Below are 18,254 nucleotides of genomic sequence, written 5' to 3' on the forward strand. Positions count from 1 at the left end.
AACTTGCTTGACCTGGCTGTAAAATGCCCCACTTTTCTCCCTCTTCGATTGCCCGCCATGCCCCGCAAACCGCTGCTGATCTTTTTGCTCACCCTGTTCCTCACCGTGCTGCAAGTGCAGTGGGCCGCCCCCGCGCAAGGCTACGACGCCGAGGCGCTCTCCGTGCTGTCGCCCGAGGCGCTGGGCGTCTGGGCCGGCGTGCTGCTGCTGTTCCTGCAAGCCGTCTTCGCCCGCCGCGCCATGCCCGTGCTGCGCCAGGCCGCCATCTGCACAGGCCTGCTGGCCGCCTACTGGCTGCTGGCGAACTACGTGACGTTCGACGCGCGCGTGGCCAGCTGGAGCACCTTCTCGGCGCGGGAAATCTGGGCGCACGTGCTGCCCTCCTCCGTGATCAGCATCGCCGTCTGCGGCGCCGCTTACCTTGGCCTGAGCGGCTTCCTCCTGCGCCAGGGCCGCGTGAAAAAGTAAACGGGGACGCTTTTTTCACCTGCATCAAGGATTCGTCACGCAACTGCACGCCCCCTTTGACGCCACCATATTTAGTGATTAATCTCCATAAAAACACCGCATGTTGTGTTTATTGGAGGTTTCATGACGACGAATGCAGTTTCCCCCACACGCGGCCAGGTCGATGTCGCCGCGTCCATCAATGAATACCTGGACCGGCGCGACTGGCGTGTCAACGCCAACGCCAACCAGGGCTACTCGCTGGGCGGCCTGATACTCAATGTGTCGGGCAAGGTCATCGCCAACTACTGGCTGGACCAGGTGTATCCGCCGGAAGTGGGCGCGGCGCACCGCGAAGCGGCGCTGCACATCCACGACCTCGACATGCTGGCCGGCTATTGCGCCGGCTGGTCGCTGCGCACGCTGCTGCACGAAGGCTTGAATGGCGTGCCGGGCAAGATCGAATCGGGCCCGCCGAAACACATGTCGAGCGCCATCGGCCAGATCGTCAATTTCCTCGGCACCCTGCAAAACGAGTGGGCCGGCGCGCAGGCGTTCAGCTCCTTCGACACCTACATGGCGCCCTACATCCGCAAGGACAGCCTGCGCTACGAAGACGTGCGCCAGTACATGCAGGAACTGATCTTCAACCTCAACGTGCCATCGCGCTGGGGCACGCAGACGCCGTTCACCAACCTCACTTTCGACTGGGTCTGCCCGGACGACTTGCGCGAGCAAATTCCCGTCATCGCCGGCCAGGAGATGGACTTCAGCTATGGCGAGCTGCAGGCGGAAATGGACATGATCAACCGCGCCTACATCGAGATCATGATGGCGGGCGACGCCAAGGGCAGGGTCTTCACTTTCCCCATCCCCACCTACAACATCACCGAGGATTTCGACTGGCATAGCGACAACGCGGAACGCCTGTTCGAGATGACGGCCCGCTACGGCCTGCCCTACTTCCAGAATTTCATCAATTCGGAACTCAAGCCGAACATGATACGTTCCATGTGCTGCCGCTTGCAGCTGGACTTGCGCGAACTGCTCAAACGGGGCAATGGCCTGTTCGGTTCCGCCGAGCAGACGGGTTCCCTGGGCGTAGTCACCATCAACTGCGCGCGCCTGGGCCACTTGTGGCGCGACGACGAGCCAGCGTTGATGGCCGACCTGGACCGCCTGCTGGAACTGGGCAAGACCAGCCTGGAAATCAAGCGCCGCACCATCGAGGAACTGATGCAGCAAGGCCTGTTCCCGTACACGAAGCGCTACCTGGGCACCTTGCGCAATCACTTTTCCACCCTGGGCGTGAACGGCATCAACGAGATGATCCGCAATTTCAGCGGCGACGCTTACGACATCACGACACCGGAAGGCCATGCGCTGGCCGTGCGCCTGCTCGACCACGTGCGCGCACGCATGGTGCAATTCCAGGAAGAGACGGGCCACATGTACAACCTGGAAGCGACACCGGCCGAAGGCACGACGTACCGCTTCGCCCGCGAAGACCGCAAGCGCTATCCCGCCATCCTGCAGGCGGGTACCGCCGACAATCCGTACTACACGAATTCGTCGCAGTTGCCCGTCGGCCATACGGACGACCCGTTCGAGGCGCTGGAATTACAGGATGCGCTGCAGCGCAAGTACACGGGCGGCACGGTGCTGCACCTGTACATGACGGAAGCGCTGTCGGACGCCAACGCCTGCCGCGAACTGGTGAAGCGCGCGCTGAGCCGCTTTTCGCTGCCCTACATCACCGTCACGCCCACGTTTTCCATCTGTCCGCGCCACGGCTACCTGGCCGGCAAACATGAATTCTGTCCCACCTGCGACGCGGAACTGATCGCCCGCAAGCAGTCCGATCTCGCCCACCCACTCAAGGAAACGCCATGAACGCACGTCCCGACTTCACTCCCGCCATCACCCTGCTCGACACGGAACGCCAGCGCTGCGAAATCTGGACGCGCGTGATGGGCTACCACCGCCCCGTCGCCTCGTTCAACATCGGCAAGCAGGGCGAATTCCACGAGCGCCAGTATTTTACGGAAGCGAGCGCCCGCGTGGGCCAGCCCGCCTGCCATGGCGGCTGAACTGAAAGTGGGCGGCCTGACGCCCTTTTCCGCCACCGACTACCCGGGCAAGCTGGCGGCCGTGGTCTTCGTGCAGGGCTGCCCCTGGCGTTGCGGCTATTGCCACAATCCGCACTTGCAGGCGCGCACGCCCGAGGGCGCCATGCCCTGGCAGGACGTCTTGACCTGGCTGCGCCGCAGAACGGGCCTGGTCGACGCCGTCGTCTTCAGCGGCGGCGAGGCCTGCATGGATCCGGCGCTGGGGCGCGCCATGCAGGACGTCAAGACACTGGGGTTCGGCATCGGCCTGCACACGGCCTGCATCTATCCGCAGCGCCTGCAGGAAGTGCTGCCCCTGGTCGACTGGGTGGGCTTCGACATCAAGGCGCCGTTTGCCGACTATCGTCATGTGACCCGCGTGGCCGGCAGCGGCGACCCCGCGCGCGCCTGCCTGGACGCCATCCTCGCCAGCGGCGTCGCCTACGAGTGTCGCACCACCGCCCACCCGGATCTGCTGCCGGACGAACAGCTGCTGGCCCTGGCCGCCACCCTGGCCGCGAAAGGCGTCGACAATTACGTGCTGCAGCAGTTCCGCGCCGAAGGCTGCGCGGATGCGGCGCTGTCCGGCCGCCCCCTGCACGGCTATCCATCGGCGCCTGTTCTGGCGCAAATCGGCGCCATGTTTCCCCGTTTTACATTCCGTAATCATGGCAATTGAGCCTGCAGCCACATAATTGCTGAAAGCTTCACAAAATTCCCCGTTCTGCAACGCTGAAATGTCTTGCGTGCTGTAATGTATCAACTGTGCCGCGCACCACGCGCAGCCCATCTGATTCCTCACTCCGCATTACAGATAAGCGTCATCCATGAACGATTTCACCGCAGTCAGTCCAGGCCTCCCATCCACCCACGCCGACATTCTGTACGGCCCGCCGCGACCGGATCTGCTGCGCGAGGAAGTGCTGGCCGACCTGCTGGAAGCGACGGCCCGCCGCTGCCCCGAGCAAATCGCCCTGATCGACGGCGCGCGCCGCACCACCTATGCGGAACTCGATGCCCAGGCGGGCCTGGCCGCGTCACGCCTGGTGGCGGCCGGCGTCAAGCCCGGCGACATCGTGGGACTGTGGCTGCCGCGCGGCGCCCATTTGCTGCTGATGCAGGCTGCCATCGCCAAGGCGGGCGCCGCCTGGCTGCCCGTCGACGAAGACACGCCCGTCGAGCGCCTGCAAGTGTGCCTCGATGACGCGAACGGCTTTGGTGTCGTCAGCTGCGCCCAATTCGCGCCGCGCCTGGCCGAGGCAGGCATCGGCCGCCCCGTATGGACGGCGGAAAGCCTGCTGGCCCCCGCCACGCCGGGCGAACAGCTGCCTGCGCGCGGCGCCGTGTTGCCCGAACACCCGGCGTACGTGATCTACACGTCCGGCTCCACGGGCAAGCCGAAGGGCATATTGATCAACCAGCGCAGCATCTGCCACTTCCTGCGCAGCGAAAACGCCGTGCTGGAAGTGGCGCAGTCCGACACCGTCTACCAGGGCTTTTCCGTCGCCTTCGACATGTCGTTCGAGGAAATCTGGATCGCCTACCTGGTAGGCGCCACCCTGTGGCTGGGACCCAAGGAGATTTCGGGCGACCCGGAAGCCTTGCCGCGCGCGCTGGCCGACAACAAGGTCACCGTTCTGCACGCCGTACCAACCTTGCTGGCCCTGTTCGCCGAGGAAGTACCGAGCCTGCGCCTGATCAACCTGGGCGGCGAGATGTGCCCGGAGTCGCTCGTCGAGCGCTGGTCGCGCCCGGGCCGCGCCATGTTCAATACCTATGGCCCCACGGAAGCGACCGTCTCGTGCAGCCTGGCGCGCCTGCGCCCCGGCGAGCCTGTGACCATCGGCACGCCGCTGCCCAACTACGGCTTGCTGGTGCTGCAGGTGGCCGAGCCGGGAGAAAACCGTCCCTTGACTTTGCTGGCGCGCGGCGAGACGGGTGAGCTGTGCATCATCGGCCCCGGACTGGCCGAGGGCTACCTGGGCCGGCCCGACCTGACGGTGGAAAAATTCCTGCCCAATCCCTGGAGCACGGGCCCCGACGACGCGCGCCTGTACCGCACGGGCGACCTGGCGCGCATCGATCCTGACGGCCAGGTGCTGTGCCTGGGCCGCGCCGACGACCAGGTGAAAATTCGCGGCTTCCGCGTGGAGCTGGGCGAGATCGAAGCCGTGCTGGCGCAGCAAACGGGCGTGGGCACGGTGGCCGTCCTGCTGCGCAAGGATGACGGCATCGACCAGCTGGTGGCCTACATCGTCGGCAGCGACGATGCGCCGGCCGACGCCCTGGCCGCGAAAACCCTGCGCGCGGCATTGAACCTGCACTTGCCGCCATATATGGTGCCGGGCCGTTTTGAATTGCTGCCACTGATGCCGCGCCTCACTTCCGGCAAGATCGACCGGAAGGCCTTGAAAGCCATGCCCCTGTCCGCACCGCCGCCTGGCGAAGCGGGTGAATCGGACGTACCGGAAACGCCGGCCGAAGCGGCCCTGTTCGCGGCGCTGGCCAAGCTGTTCCCGGGCCAGGCGATCTTGCGCCAGCTGGACTTCTTCAGCGATCTCGGTGGCCATTCCTTCCTGGCCGCGCGCCTGGCGTCCGCCCTGCGCGCCGATCCGGCCTACGCCCACATGACGGTGCGCGACATTTACCAGAACCGGCAGATCGGCAAGATCGCCGCCGTGCTGAACGAAGCGCCCGCGCTGGCCACGCCGGAAGCGGAATGGACGCCGCCGTCGGCACTGAAGCGCTGGATCTGCGGCGCGGCGCAGGCGGCGGCCGTGCCTGGTCTCGTCACCCTGCGCATGGCGCAGTGGATGGCGCCGTTCTTCACCTACCACTTCTTCACGGGCGACACGGGCGACACCGTGCCGCGCGCCATCGCTGCCTCCATCGGCGTGTTTTTACTCGCGACCCTGGCCGAATTTGCCATTGCGATTGCCGGCAAGTGGCTGATCGCCGGACGTTTGAAGCCGGGCAGTTATCCGCTGTGGGGCGTCACGTATTACCGCTGGTGGCTGGCCGACCGCCTGGTCGAATCGGCGCCCGCCTACCTGCTCAGCGGCTCGTCGCTCAACAGCTGGTGGCTGCGCGCGCTGGGTGCGAATGTGGGCAAGGAAGTCGTCATCGGTTCGATGACCCTGCGCGCGCCCGACCTGCTGTCCATCGGCGACAACGTCAGCGTGGGCAATGCCGTCAACTTTGAAAACGCCAGGGTCGAGCGGGGCCGTTTGCTGCTGGGCCAGATCAGCATCGGCGACGACGCCTGCATCAGCTCTTACGCGATCATGGAAGGCAATACCACGGTGGGCGCCTTCGGTCACCTGGAAGGACAGTCCGCGCTGGCCGATGGCGCGGCGGTACCGGCCGGACGCGTGTACACCGGCTCTCCCGCGCGCGACGTTGGCGCGTTCGACCCTGCCAGCCAGCCGCCGCGCCCCGCCGTCTCGCGCCTGCGCCTGACGGGCGAAACCGTGTTCTTCTGCTTCGGCATGGTCCTCATCGCCGTACTGTTCTTCATGCCCGTCTTCCCCACTTTTGTCCTGATCGACTGGTTCGACGAACGCGAAATGATGCCGTGGCTGCAGGGACGCGACGTGACGACCCAGCTGGCCCGCTACTTCCTGCTGGCCTTCCCCGCCAGCGCCGTGCTGATCGTGCTGACAGCCCTGCTGTCGGCCGCCATCCGCTGGGGCGCGCTGCCGCGCTTGAAGCCGGGCAGCTCGCCCGTGCACAGCAATATCTATTGCGCCAAATGGCTGGTCAGCCATATCCAGGAATCGAGCCTGAACGTCCTGCATGGCATTTACGCCACCGTGTACGCGCCGTACTGGTACCGCCTGCTGGGCGCCAAGGTCGGCAAGGGCGCCGAGATTTCCACGGCCCTGGGCGTCGTGCCCGACATGCTGACCCTGGGCGACGACACCTTCATCGCCGACGCCGTCATGCTGGGCGACGAGCAGATCGACGGCGGCTGGATGACCATGCGTCCCACCGTCATCTCGCACCGCAGCTTTGTCGGCAACGGCAGCTATATCCCGGACGGCACCGTACTGCCCGAACACGTGCTGATCGGCGTGCACACGCATGCGCCGCGCAATGAACAGATGCACAGCGGCGACACCTGGCTCGGCTCTCCGCCCATGCATTTGCCCGCGCGCGAACAGGTCAGCGGCTTTGCCGAACACCTGACCTTCAAGCCGTCGATGTTGCGCCGCCTGGGCCGCAGCCTGATCGAAGCGTTCCGCATCGTCGCGCCGCACGCCGTGGTGATCGCCGTCGGCTATACCCTCGTGCTGGACGTGATGCCGATCGCGGGCGCCGGGCGCTGGGGCGAAGTGGTGGGCGACCTGGCCATTGCCGGCCTGGCCTACGGCATCGGCAATTTTTTGGTGGTGGTGCTGTTCAAGTGGCTGCTGCTGGGCCGCTACCGCAAGCACGCGGCGCCCATGTGGACGCCGTTCGTGTGGATTTCGGAAGGCGTGACCAATCTGTACGAAGGCATCGCCGTGCCCAACTTCATGCGCTACCTGCGCGGCACGCCGTGGCTGCCGCTGGCTTTCCGTCTGATGGGCTGCAAAATCGGCCGCGGCGTCTACATGGACACGACGGACATCACGGAATTCGACTGCGTGCACATCGGCGACTACAGCGAATTGAACGCCCTTACCTGTCCACAGACGCATCTGTTCGAAGACCGGGTGATGAAGATCGACCACGTGGAGATCGGCCAGCGCGTCTACATGGGCCCGCGCAGCTCCGTGCTGTACAGCGCCAAGGTGGGCGACAATGCGCGCCTGGGGCCATTGACCCTGGTGATGAAGGGTGAGCACATCCCCGCCGGCAGCAACTGGGCGGGCTGCCCTGCCGCGCCTCTGCGTAGCTGATTGCAGCTGATGGATGCCACGGTGTTCTGGTCGACGAACGGCGTACTGGTGATTGGCATTGTGCCGCCGCCGTCACGCATGGAAGCACGGGCGCAACTTCGCCAGGCCGTATGCGAGGCGGCGGCCCAGTGGCTGAAGCTGGATATCGAGACCATCTCGGTGGAGTCAACGCCGGGCGCCCCTCCCCGCCTGTTGTTTCCCGGCGGCGTTGCGGGCCTGTCGTTCAGCCATGACGAGGGAATCTCGCTGGCCGCCATCGGCCTGCATGGCCCTGTCGGCATCGACGTGATGCGGGTACAGGACATCCCCGACTGGTTCATTCTGGCGCGCGATTATCTGGGGCCGCAGGTGGCCGAAGCACTGGCCGCCTGCCCCGCCGAGCAGCGCCCATTGGCGCTGGCGCAAGCGTGGACGGCGCGCGAGGCGGCGCTGAAGTGTGCGGGTTTACAATTGATGGAGTGGGATGGGACAGCACAGGTTTGCCGCTCGCATGCCTTGCCCCTGCCCGCCCCCTACGTCGCGACCCTGGCATATTAATCTTCTTTGCCGCTACCGCTACCGCCAATCTGGACGAAAATCAGTTTTACGATAATACTGACGAGCAGTCCCAGCACCCCGATCAATTCCAGCATGGCCTTTCCTTTGCAGTGACAGCAGACGAGGCCACTGTACCGCGAACGGCAGTGCCGGGCCAATATCAAATCAGGCAGTCTCCGATCTCGAAAAGGCATACGATTGATTTCCATCAGACAGTTCCGCTACTTTGTCGAAGTCGTCGATGCGGGCAGCTATTCGCGCGCGGCGGAAAAGCTGTACATCGCGCAGTCGGCCCTGAGCCGGCAGATCAAAGAACTCGAGGGCGAAGTGCAAGCCCCGCTGCTCACGCGCGACGCACGCCATATCGAGCTGACACCCGCAGGACAGGTCTTTTATGAACGGGCCAAACGCATCCTCGACGACATCGAGGAAACCGTGCGCCAGACGCGCCACGTGGGACAAGGCGCGCAAGGCATCATCCGTCTGCTGCATTCAAGCTCCGTTACCCTGACGCCCGCCATCGGCGCCGTGCTGAACCTGCTGCTGGCGCAGTTCCCCGGTATTTCGCTCGATATATCCAAGGGTTCGTCGGAAAACCAGGCCGCCGATATCGAGGAAGGCCGCGCCGACCTGGGCCTCGTGCGCCTGCCCACCTTGCGCAAGCATGCCAACATCGTCGTGCGCGAACTGTTTGCGGAAAAGCTGGTGGTGGCCGTGTCGGCGATGTCGCCGCTGGCCGCGCTGGAGCGCACGACGATAGCCGCCCTGCGCGACGAAGCCTTCGTCTCGATCCCGCACAAGGACCGGGGAGGCCTCAGCTACCTGGTGGCGGGCCTGTGCCTGGCGCAGGGCTTCTTCCCGAAGGCGGCGCGCGCCCTGTCGCGCAAGACGTCGCAGCTGAACCTGATCGAGGCCAACATGGGCATCGCCATCGTCCCGGACAGCATGCGCCTGGTGGCGCCGCCCGGCGTACGTTTTATCGCGCTGCCGGACGAGGAGTCGCACTCCGTCGTGGGCCTGATCTCGCCGCGCGCGGCCAGCGACATGGTGGCCGCGTTTACGGAAGCATTCGTGCGCGAGATGGCCAGACTGCCGACCGCTTAACCCTCCGCATACAGCGCCGCATCCACGTCGCGCACGGCCGCCATCAGCAAGGCCAGCTTCATGACGTCGAGCTGGCCATCCGTGCGCACGCGCGAGCACAGGTCGATGCCGTAGGGACGCACCTGGCGCAGCGCTTCCATCACATTGTTCGCATCAAGGCCGCCGGCCAGAAAAACGGGACGGGGGCTGGCGCGCACGAAGCGGGCACTGACGGACCAGTCGTGCGTGCGGCCCGTGCCGCCCAGTTCCGGTACCGCCGCGCCCGGGCGGCCCGAATCGAGCAGGAAAGCGTGGACATGGGGCGCGTAGGCGGGGATCAACGCCAAAGCCTCGGGCCCTTCCACGTGGATCACCTGCACGCGCCGCACGTGCGGCAGCAAGCGCGCCAGTTTCTCGACCTCGCCCGGGTCGATATGGCCGACGATCTGCACGGTGGAAGGCTGCGTGGCGCGCACGTGTTCGGCGATGGCTTGCGCCGTCGTCTCGGACGTCAACAGGAAGGTGGCGACTGGTGGCGGCGTCCAGGCGGCAATCTGCGCGATGCGCGTGTCGGGAATGGGGCCGGGGCCGGACGGCATGGCCGCCACCAGGCCCAGCGCATCGGCGCCGGCGGCAATGGCCAGTTGCGCTTCGTCGATGGAAGCGATGCAGCAAATCTTGATGCGGGTTCTCATGGCCTGCGTACTCAGTCGGGATGATCAACATTACAACACAGAGCGGCACGCGCGCCAAGACACGCGGTCAAGGCGGCGCACGATTGTGTGCCAGCATGGGACCGCCCACTTCGTCTCGACGGAAGGCCGCTCATGCCGCCTGATCGCCAGTCTGCGCTGATTGACATGCGCCAGATGGCGGATGATACTTGACATCCGGGGTTGCCATTGGAAGCCGTACATGCGTATCGTCGACTTTGAAGTCCGCAAGGAGTGTCCGCCGCAGTTGTGCGACTGCGAGCGCGAGCGCCTGCTCGACGATGCGCAGGCGGACCTGTCCATCCTGCGCCTGAACCTGACGGAAGAAAAGCGCCTGCTGGCGCACATCGAGGGTATCGCCACCCATGCGCAGTTGCAGAAGCTGCAGTTGCTGTTGCAGAAAAACCTGGGCGTGGAATTGCAGATTACACCGGGCAGCGGCGAAGTGCGCACCGTGCGCGGCTTCCAGATCCGCCTGCTGGAGCGGCCCGGCCTGTGCCGCAAGACGCGCGCCGCCATCCCGGCCGCCGTGCGCCGCTGCCTGGCCGCGCACCCCGAGATCGCGTTTGCGATATTGAATGAAAACGATTTGCTGGGCGGGGTGTAATCCGACACCATTGTTGGCCTCGCAATGTCGGATTACGCGGTTCCCGCTAATCCGACTTACCCCGCACCTACGCCGCGCGGATGGGAATGACCTTGCCTTTCGCTTCGCGCGCCCTTAACTGCCCGCAGCCGCCCTCCACGTCCTGCCCGGCCGAATCGCGCAATTTGGTCAGCACGCCGCGTTCGTGCAGGGCGGCGGCAATCGCGCGCGCCTTTTCCCAGCTGGGGCGCTTGAACGGCAAGTCGGCGATGGTGTTATACGGGATCATGTTCAGCACCGCGTACTTGCCCTGCAAGAGGGCCACGATGCCATCCATCTCATCGTCACCGTCGTTGACGCCTTCCATCAGGGTCCATTGATACTGCACCGGGTAGCCGGTCAGGCGCGCATACGACTCGCCGAAGTCCACCAGTTCGCGCGGGGACAGCCTGGGCGCGCGCGGCAGCAGCTGTGCGCGCAGTTCCGGCTTGGTCGTGTGCAAGGAGAGGGCCAGCGCCGGCTTGACACGACCTTGCGGCAGGCGCTCGAAGGCGCGCGGGTCGCCCACCGTGGAAAACACGAGGTTCTTGTGGCCGATATTGCCCTCGGTGCCCAGCAGCTCGATCGCTTCCATCACATTGTTCAGGTTATGCGCCGGTTCGCCCATGCCCATGAAGACGACTTTTTTCACGGGACGCAGGGTGCGCGCCAGCACCACTTGCGCGACGATTTCTCCGCTGGTCACTTGCCGGATCAAGCCGTCGCGGCCCGTCATGCAGAACTGGCAGCCAACGGCGCAACCGACCTGGCTCGATACGCACAAGCCGTCGCGCGGCAGCAGCACGCTCTCCACCGTCTGGCCATCGTGCAGTCCCACCAGCAGGCGCGCGGAACCGTCGGCCCCCGGATGGGTGCTGAGCAGCTTCAGCATGCCCTGCAATTCCAGGTCGAGCGCGGGCAAGGCATCGCGCACGGGCAGCGGCAAAAAATCCTCGGCGCGGCGCCGGCCCTGGTCGTGCGGCTGCGCCTGTATCCAGTCGCGCAGCACGCGCTGTTCGTGCAGGGGCTTGGCGCCCAGGGCGCGCAGGCGCTGGCGGATGGTATCGATTTGCATGGCGTCTGAATAAAAAAACGGCGCGCAGGAATGAAACCGGCGCGCCGTGTTAGGGGTAAAAGCTTTAGACCTTCTTGACGAATTCCGTCTTCAGACTCATGGAACCGAAGCCGTCGATCTTGCAGTCGATATCGTGGTCGCTGTCGACCAGGCGGATGTTCTTGACCTTGGTGCCCATCTTGACGACACCGCCGCCGCCCTTCAATTTCAAGTCCTTGATGACGCTGACCGTGTCGCCATCCTGCAGGATGTTGCCAGCCGAATCGCGGTATACCTTGGCGCCCTCTTCGACCGCTTCGCCAGCCGTGGCCGACCATTCATGCGCGCATTCAGGGCAGATCAACTGGCTGCCGTCTTCGTACGTGAATTCGGATTTGCATTGCGGGCATGGTGGTAATGTGCTCATTTTATTCTCTGTCTGGTGAACAGCGCGTGCTGTAAAAGCCGACATTATACTGCCTACGCCCCGCATCAGCGGGCTTGTTTCACCATCATTGTCAAGGACGGCGAATAATCTCGATGGTGCTGTGGACGATCTCCTCGTGGATGCCGATGCGCGCGCGCAGCGTGGCGCCTGTCAGCGCGGGGTCGCGGCTGACGACGGACAAGGCGCACGAGTACAGCTGCTTGCCGACTCGCCACACGTGCAGGTCGACGATGCGCGGCGTGTCGCCGGCGCTTTCCACTTCCACGGCCTCGCGGATTTCGTCCACCACGGGGTGGTCCATCTCGCGGTCCAGCAAGACCTTGCCCGTCTCCTGCATCAGCTTTTTCGCCCACAGGGCCACCAGCACGGCGCCCGCGATGCCCATCACGGGATCGAGCCACTGCCAGCCGTAAGCCCACGCGCCGGCCAGCGCGACGATGGCCAGCACGGACGTGGCGGCATCGGCCAGCACGTGGATGTACGCGGCTTTCATGTTCAGGTCTTCGCCATGGCCATGGTGGCCATGGTGGTCATGATGGTCATGGTGGCCGTGACCATGATGATGGTCGTGGTCGTGGTGCCCGCCGAGGATCAGCGCGCACACGAGGTTGACCACCAGGCCGAAAGCCGCCACCGCCATGGCCTGCGGATAGTGAATGGGTTGCGGCGAGAACAGGCGTTCGACGGAAGCGGCCACCATCAGCACGGCCACGCCCAGCAGCAGGATGGCGCTCGTGTAGCCGGCCAGTACCTCGATCTTCCACGTGCCGAAGGCAAAGCGGGAGTCGCGCGCATAGCGGCGCGCGGCAGCATACGCAAACGCGGCCAGGCCGATGGCCAGCGCGTGCGAACTCATATGCCAGCCATCGGCCAGCAGGGCCATCGAGTTGTACCACCAGCCGGCGACGATTTCCAGCGCCATGGTGGCGAGGGTGATCCACATGACGATGCGCGCGCGGCGTTCGGCCTTGCCATTGCTGCTGTCAAAAACGTGTTCGTGCTGCCAGGCGGAGAGGTCTTCGCCGAGGGATTGCGTTTTCATGGCGTTCTCCTTATTTGAGGTAGGTGCGCAGGATGCCCGCGATGTCATCGGCGCCCCTGGCCCGCTCGTCGCCGGAGATATCGGGACTGGCCACGTGATCGCGCAAGTGTTCTTCGATGACTTCGGCCATCAGGCCATTGACGGCGCCGCGCACGGCGGCGATCAGCTGCAGCACCTCGCCGCAGTCGCGCCCTTCTTCCAGGCCCCGCTCCAGGCCTTCCACCTGCCCCCGGATACGCTTCACGCGATTGAGCAGCTTGGTCTTGTTGTGCGCCGTGTGTCCCATGATTTCACCTCGATAAATACTATAGGGGGGTATACTATCAGAAACGGCTGCGGCCGCGTCAAGGCGCCGGCGCGATCTTTTGCAGCTTGCTGGCCAGCGAGGCATCGGACAATTCGCCCAGGTGCGTGTCGACCAGGCGTCCTTGCGCGTCATAAAACAGAGTGGTGGGCAGGGCCGAGGAACCGGCCGCCTTGCCCAGCGCCGCCCCGCTGTCGAGCACCACATTGCGCAGGGTGACGCCGCTCCTGTCCAGGAAAGCGCTGGCGGCAGCCGCATCCTCGCGCTGGTTCGCATACACGAAAACGATATCGGCGCGCGCCTGCTGCGCGGCGGCCAGCACGGGCATCTCGCGCCGGCATGGCGGGCACCAGCTGGCCCACAGGTTCACCACCATAGGCTTGCCGCCGGCCAGCGCGCCCAATGTCGTTGGCGCGCCATCGACCGCCTGCAGCGCCACGGCCGGCAAGGCCGCCGGCTTGTCGTAGGCCAGCGAGAGCCCTGCGCTCAACGCACCCCAGGCCAGCGCGCCGCACGCCACGCTGACGGCCAGCGGACGGCGCATGGCCGCCATGGCGGGACCCCGGCAACGCCATGCGGCGATGGCCAGCGCGGCGGCGATGCCGGCCGGCGCGAGGAAGCCGCCATCGCGGATATTGATGATGGACCAGGGAGCGGCCAGGTACTGTTCATGCCAGCGCAGGACGAAGGCCAGCCGCGCCGCCAGCAGGCCGGCGATCAGCATGTCGGAAACGAGGGGGCCGGCGTCCGGCAGTTGGCGGGATCTGCGCAGCCACCACGCCGCGCCGTAGGCGACGCACAGGGCAACGAACAACAGGACGAGGCCCGTGGGCAGGACCAGGGGACCGATTTGCAGGGACAGCATGGGCGCTTTCGTCAACAGTCAAGGCGCCCATTGTGCCTCAAGCCCCGCCGGGCAGCGCCTCGCGGCAAAGGCGAGCGAGCGTTTTTCCTACGCCAGGCACCGCAGAACGCCTATCGCGCCGGCGGCCTGCCATGGGCATCATGGATGCCTGACTCACTAACAGGGGCACAGCATGAAAAAAGACATGAACGCCGTTGTTGCGAAAGGCACGCCGGCACGGGCACAGGCACGTAGGGGCTGGACCCTGGGCGCGCTGGCCCTGGGCGCCGCGTGGCTGTTTGTCCGCAACCGCAGCCGGCAGGCGGAGCGCGCGCATCCGCCCGCAGGCCATTTTCTCGACGTGCACGGCACGCGCCTGCACTACCTGAGCCAGGGCGAAGGTCCCGTCATCGTGCTGTTGCATGGGAATGGCGTGATCGCGGAGGATTTTCGCCATGCGGGCCTGTTCGACCAGCTGGCGCGCACGCACCGCGTGATCGCCTTCGACCGGCCCGGCTTCGGCTACAGCAGCCGGCCGCGCGGCACGCTGTGGACACCGGCCGCCCAGGCCGCGCTGCTGGCCGCCGCGCTGGAGCAGCTGGGCGTGAGCCGCGCCGTCGTGCTGGCGCACTCATGGGGCACCCTGGTGGCGATCTCGATGGCCCTGCAGCACCCGCACCTGGTGCAAGCCATGGTGCTCGCGTCCGGCTACTACTATCCCAGCGTGCGCTTCGATGTGCTGACGGCAACGCCGGCCATCCCCGTCATCGGCGATGTGCTCAGCCATACCGTGTCGCCCCTGCTGGGTCGCCTGATGTGGCCCCTGTCGGTCAAACGCGCGTTCGCGCCCTCGGCAGTGCCGGACAGCTTCAAGCGCCTGTCGCCGTGGATGATGCTGCGTCCAGGCCAGTTGCGCGCCGAGGCTGAAGAAACGGCCATGATGATACCGAGCGCGGCGGTGCTGCGCAAACACTACCCGGAACTGCGCATGCCCGTGTCCATCGTGGCCGGACGCGAGGATGCGATCGTCAGCGCCAGCCACCATTCCGCGCGCCTGCACGATGAGCTGGGCAACAGCGAACTGACCTTGCTGCCAAGCGCCGGCCACATGATCCAGTACCTGTCGCAACCCACCCTGCTGCGCGAAACGGCGCGCGTCGGATACGGCGCGGGCATTGGCATCCCCGCCTGAACATAAACTGGCCAGGGAAATGCTTTCCGGCCATTTATATCACGTTGTGATATATTTGACGCCTTTCTCTCACCAGGCCGCCGCGATGCCCCTTGCCCCTCCCGCCACACTTGGCAAACATGACTTTACGACCCTGTCGGAATTTCGCTATCAGATGCGGCGTTTCGAGCGCTTCTCCGACGACGTGATCCAGGCGCACGGCATCACGCCGCTGCAATACCTGCTGCTGTTGCATATCAAGGGATACCCGGGCCGAGACTGGGCCACGGTGGGCGAACTGGCTGAACGGCTGCAGGCCAAGCCGCACGGCGTCGTGGCGCTGGTCACGCGCTGCGAGGCATCGGGTCTGGTGGAGCGCCGCCACAGCAGCGCCGACCGGCGCCGTGTCGAAATCCACCTGCTGGCCGACGGTGAAGCCATGCTGGCCAAGCTGGCGCAATTGCACCGCACGGAATTGCTGTCCCTCGAAGGCGTGTTCACCATCCCGAAGCTGGCGGGAGACGGCCATGCATAAATACGATACGCGGCGCGACTTCGATGGCCAGGCGCGGCTGATCCTCATCTCCGGTCTCGCCGTCGTGGTCGGCGCACTGAGCACCGTGACGGCCTGGGTGCTGCTGCGCGCGATCCACTTCTTTAGCAACCTGTTTTTCTTCCAAAAATTCTCGACCGACTTCACGCCGCCGGCCGGCCACGCGCTGGGCATCTGGGTCATCGTCGTGCCCGTGCTCGGTGGCCTCGTCATCGGACTGATCGCCCGCTACGGCACGGAGCAGATACGCGGGCACGGCATTCCCGAAGCCATCGAGGCGATCCTGTTCAAGAAAAGCCTGATGTCGCCCAAGGGGGCCGTGCTCAAGCCGCTGGCGTCGGCCATCGCCATCGGCAGCGGCGGTCCGTTCGGCGCCGAAGGGCCGATCATCATGACGGGCGGCGCCGTCGGCTCGCTGCTGGCGCAGCACTTTCACCTGAGCGCGGCCGAGCGCAAGACCCTGCTCGTGGCAGGCGCCGTGGCGGGCATGACGGCGGTATTTGGCACGCCCGTGGCGGCGCTGCTGCTGGCCGTGGAACTGCTGCTGTTTGAATTGAGGCCGCGCAGCCTAGCGCCAGTGGCGATTGCCTGCGTCATCGCCGGCTTCCTGCGCCCCGTGCTGATCGACAGCGGCCCCCTGTTCCCGCTGCATAGCGCGGCGCTGCCGCCATCGGCATTGCTGTCCTGCCTGATCGCCGGCTTGCTGTGCGGCGCGCTGGCCTGGCTGTTGTCGACGTCGCTGTACCGCGTGGAAGACCTGTTTCACCGGTTGCCATGCCACTGGATGTGGTGGCCGGCCATCGGCGGCCTGGCGGTGGGCATCGGCGGCTATTTCCAGCCGCGCGCGCTGGGAGTGGGCTATGACGTGATCGCCGACCTGCTGCACAACCATATCGCGGCCGGTGCGCTGCTCGCGCTGCTGGCCGTCAAGGCAGTGATCTGGCTGCTGGCCCTCGGTTCGGGCACCTCGGGCGGCGTGCTGGCGCCGCTGCTGATGCTGGGCGCCGGCCTGGGCGCCCTGCTGGGTCCCTACCTGCCCGGCAGCGAGCCTGCCATCTGGCCGCTCGTCTTCATGGCAGCCACCCTGGGCGGAATGATGCGCGCACCCATCATGGCCGTGGCCTTCGCGTTTGAACTCACGCACGACGTCAATGCGCTGCTGCCCGTAATGGCCGCGTCGGCAGTCGCCTATGCCTTCACCGTGACCACCATGCACCGCTCCATCCTGACGGAAAAGATCGCCCGCCGCGGCTACCATATCTACCGCGAGTACGGCATCGACCCCATGGAACGCCATAGCGTCGCCGAAGTGATGACGCCAGCGCCGCTCAGCATCGACGCCGGCGCGCGCCTTGCCGACGTGCTGGCCAGCCATTTCAGCGAGACGCAGCGGCATCGCGCCTTCCCGGTCACGCGCGACGGCGCGCTCGTCGGCATGCTGGACCGTCCCACCTTGCTGGAGCGCCTGCCCGGCAACGGCGACCTGACGGCCGGCGAGCTGTTTGGCGTGAACATGCCGGTTGTCGCCCTGGCCGATGAAACGTGCCGCGCCCTGGCGACCCGCCTGGCCGTGCACGAACTTGAACGCCTGCCCGTCGTCAGCGACGCCAGGACCTTGCGCCTGATCGGCATCGTCAGTCGCAGCGACCTGGTCAAGCCGGCGCTGAACCTCGATGGGGAAGAGCTGCAACGGCAGACGGTGCGGCGCCTCTGGCCGCTGCAGCGCCAGCGATAAAAAGAGTTCAGGTGAGCAGCGCCTCCTTGCGCACGAAATGCATGGCTTGCGGCTGGTCCACCAGCACGCACCGCTTGCCCGTGCGCTTGCAGTGGTCATGCACGCGCCAGTAAGCGTCATGGCTGACGCAGCCCGTCTGGCAAATCACCAGGTCGGCTGCCACCAGGCCCGCCTCCAGCGCCGCCACGTCGTCGGCGCCATCGTCGCCGCCAGCATGGTGCAGGAAGCGCCCGCCCGCCTGCTCGATGGCCAGCTGCGCCACGTTGGCGCCGGCGGCCTGCCGGCCCGCATTCTGCTCCAGATAGCTGCCCACATACAGCACGGCTTTTTCGCGCACGTCGGCCTGCATGGCTGGCGCGGGCAACCACTGCAGGCGCAGCAGCTCGCGCATCAGGTCCTGCACGCGCCCGCTGAGCCACTCGACCTTGCGCGCCAGCCTGGCACGCGTCGGCAAGCCCGGCACGCTGGCCGCCAGTTCGGCCAGTTCGTCGCGCGCCAGCGCCAGTCTGGTATCGCGGATCACGACCTGCGCCCGCGCGCGCATCAATTCCGACTCCAGCTGCGCGATGCGGGCCGCCTGCGCAGCCAGCTGCGCACTGCAGCGCGCCTGCGCGCGGCCATACTCGCCCATCAGCACGCGATGCTCGTGCGCGATCATGTCCTCGTTGCCATACACACTGCCCATTATGCCCTCCTTCACCGCCCGT

Annotated in this window: 18 protein-coding genes; 11 read left to right on the forward strand and 7 right to left on the reverse strand. The window is 65.8% G+C overall.

Annotated elements, in window-relative coordinates; all coding sequences use genetic code 11:
• Positions 1 to 57: 57 nt before the first annotated feature.
• The 7 genes from GYK42_RS13065 (at position 58) to GYK42_RS13095 (ending at position 9,079) form a co-directional block, all read left to right on the forward strand.
• A complete protein-coding gene (locus GYK42_RS13065) occupies positions 58 to 468 on the forward strand; it encodes a hypothetical protein (protein WP_166447853.1) in 411 nt (136 codons plus the stop codon).
• Positions 469 to 591: 123 nt separating this feature from the next.
• Positions 592 to 2,340, forward strand: coding sequence for a ribonucleoside triphosphate reductase (locus GYK42_RS13070; RefSeq protein WP_166447854.1), 1,749 nt, complete (start codon positions 592 to 594; stop codon positions 2,338 to 2,340).
• Positions 2,337 to 2,537 carry an anaerobic ribonucleoside-triphosphate reductase gene (nrdD, locus tag GYK42_RS29570; protein WP_092712624.1) on the forward strand — a complete coding sequence of 67 codons (201 nt, stop codon included), beginning with the start codon at positions 2,337 to 2,339 and terminating at the stop codon, positions 2,535 to 2,537. Before GYK42_RS13070 ends, nrdD begins: the two co-directional genes overlap by 4 nt.
• Complete coding sequence (locus GYK42_RS13080) at positions 2,527 to 3,234, forward strand: anaerobic ribonucleoside-triphosphate reductase activating protein (protein WP_166447855.1); 708 nt, start codon at positions 2,527 to 2,529, stop codon at positions 3,232 to 3,234. Before nrdD ends, GYK42_RS13080 begins: the two co-directional genes overlap by 11 nt.
• Positions 3,235 to 3,382: 148 nt before the next feature.
• Complete coding sequence (locus GYK42_RS13085) at positions 3,383 to 7,438, forward strand: Pls/PosA family non-ribosomal peptide synthetase (RefSeq protein ID WP_166447856.1); 4,056 nt, start codon at positions 3,383 to 3,385, stop codon at positions 7,436 to 7,438.
• A 21-nt stretch (positions 7,439 to 7,459) separates the two neighbouring features.
• Positions 7,460 to 7,975 carry a 4'-phosphopantetheinyl transferase family protein gene (locus GYK42_RS13090; RefSeq protein ID WP_346768089.1) on the forward strand — a complete coding sequence of 172 codons (516 nt, stop codon included), beginning with the start codon at positions 7,460 to 7,462 and terminating at the stop codon, positions 7,973 to 7,975.
• Positions 7,976 to 8,173: 198 nt separating this feature from the next.
• A complete protein-coding gene (locus GYK42_RS13095; protein ID WP_166447858.1) occupies positions 8,174 to 9,079 on the forward strand; it encodes a LysR family transcriptional regulator in 906 nt (301 codons plus the stop codon).
• Here the strand turns inward: GYK42_RS13095 and GYK42_RS13100 are convergent.
• Complete coding sequence (locus GYK42_RS13100; RefSeq protein WP_166447859.1) at positions 9,076 to 9,753, reverse strand: phosphoribosylanthranilate isomerase; 678 nt, start codon at positions 9,751 to 9,753, stop codon at positions 9,076 to 9,078. The two genes, GYK42_RS13095 and GYK42_RS13100, sit on opposite strands and share 4 nt — an antisense overlap.
• 220 nt (positions 9,754 to 9,973) lie before the next feature.
• Between GYK42_RS13100 and GYK42_RS13105 the strand changes: the two genes are divergently transcribed.
• Positions 9,974 to 10,378, forward strand: a complete 405-nt coding sequence (locus GYK42_RS13105) for a hypothetical protein (protein WP_166447860.1) — start codon at positions 9,974 to 9,976, stop codon at positions 10,376 to 10,378.
• 67 nt (positions 10,379 to 10,445) lie between these two features.
• Here the strand turns inward: GYK42_RS13105 and GYK42_RS13110 are convergent, their stop codons facing one another.
• The 5 genes from GYK42_RS13110 to GYK42_RS13130 all read right to left on the reverse strand — a co-directional run bounded on the left by GYK42_RS13110 (position 10,446) and on the right by GYK42_RS13130 (position 14,109).
• The gene (locus GYK42_RS13110; RefSeq protein WP_166447861.1) at positions 10,446 to 11,471 is read right to left on the reverse strand and encodes an RNA methyltransferase; all 1,026 of its coding nucleotides are present in this window, start codon (positions 11,469 to 11,471) and stop codon (positions 10,446 to 10,448) included.
• Between the two features lie 64 nt (positions 11,472 to 11,535).
• Positions 11,536 to 11,877: a zinc ribbon domain-containing protein YjdM gene (locus GYK42_RS13115; protein ID WP_034756972.1), complete on the reverse strand. Its 342-nt coding sequence runs from the start codon at positions 11,875 to 11,877 to the stop codon at positions 11,536 to 11,538.
• Positions 11,878 to 11,968: 91 nt separating this feature from the next.
• Complete coding sequence (dmeF, locus tag GYK42_RS13120) at positions 11,969 to 12,940, reverse strand: CDF family Co(II)/Ni(II) efflux transporter DmeF (RefSeq protein WP_166447862.1); 972 nt, start codon at positions 12,938 to 12,940, stop codon at positions 11,969 to 11,971.
• A 10-nt stretch (positions 12,941 to 12,950) separates the two neighbouring features.
• Entirely contained in the window at positions 12,951 to 13,226 is a 276-nt protein-coding gene (locus tag GYK42_RS13125) for a metal/formaldehyde-sensitive transcriptional repressor (RefSeq protein ID WP_166447863.1), read from the reverse strand.
• A gap of 58 nt (positions 13,227 to 13,284) precedes the next feature.
• Positions 13,285 to 14,109: a TlpA disulfide reductase family protein gene (locus tag GYK42_RS13130; protein ID WP_166447864.1), complete on the reverse strand. Its 825-nt coding sequence runs from the start codon at positions 14,107 to 14,109 to the stop codon at positions 13,285 to 13,287.
• A 184-nt stretch (positions 14,110 to 14,293) separates the two neighbouring features.
• Here GYK42_RS13130 and GYK42_RS13135 point away from each other — a divergent pair, with 184 nt between their 5' ends.
• The 3 genes from GYK42_RS13135 (at position 14,294) to GYK42_RS13145 (ending at position 17,547) form a co-directional block, all read left to right on the forward strand.
• The gene (locus tag GYK42_RS13135) at positions 14,294 to 15,280 is read left to right on the forward strand and encodes an alpha/beta fold hydrolase (protein WP_166447865.1); all 987 of its coding nucleotides are present in this window, start codon (positions 14,294 to 14,296) and stop codon (positions 15,278 to 15,280) included.
• Between the two features lie 85 nt (positions 15,281 to 15,365).
• Complete coding sequence (locus GYK42_RS13140) at positions 15,366 to 15,794, forward strand: MarR family winged helix-turn-helix transcriptional regulator (RefSeq protein ID WP_046683605.1); 429 nt, start codon at positions 15,366 to 15,368, stop codon at positions 15,792 to 15,794.
• The gene (locus GYK42_RS13145; protein WP_166447866.1) at positions 15,787 to 17,547 is read left to right on the forward strand and encodes a chloride channel protein; all 1,761 of its coding nucleotides are present in this window, start codon (positions 15,787 to 15,789) and stop codon (positions 17,545 to 17,547) included. The genes GYK42_RS13140 and GYK42_RS13145 overlap by 8 nt, the downstream gene beginning before the upstream one ends.
• A gap of 7 nt (positions 17,548 to 17,554) precedes the next feature.
• Here GYK42_RS13145 and GYK42_RS13150 read toward each other — a convergent pair whose 3' ends face one another.
• Entirely contained in the window at positions 17,555 to 18,232 is a 678-nt protein-coding gene (locus GYK42_RS13150) for a DUF2325 domain-containing protein (RefSeq protein ID WP_240943581.1), read from the reverse strand.
• Positions 18,233 to 18,254: the final 22 nt, after the last annotated feature.

The organism is Janthinobacterium lividum (assembly GCF_011601275.1).
Taxonomy (GTDB): Bacteria; Pseudomonadota; Gammaproteobacteria; order Burkholderiales; family Burkholderiaceae_D; genus Janthinobacterium; species Janthinobacterium lividum_E.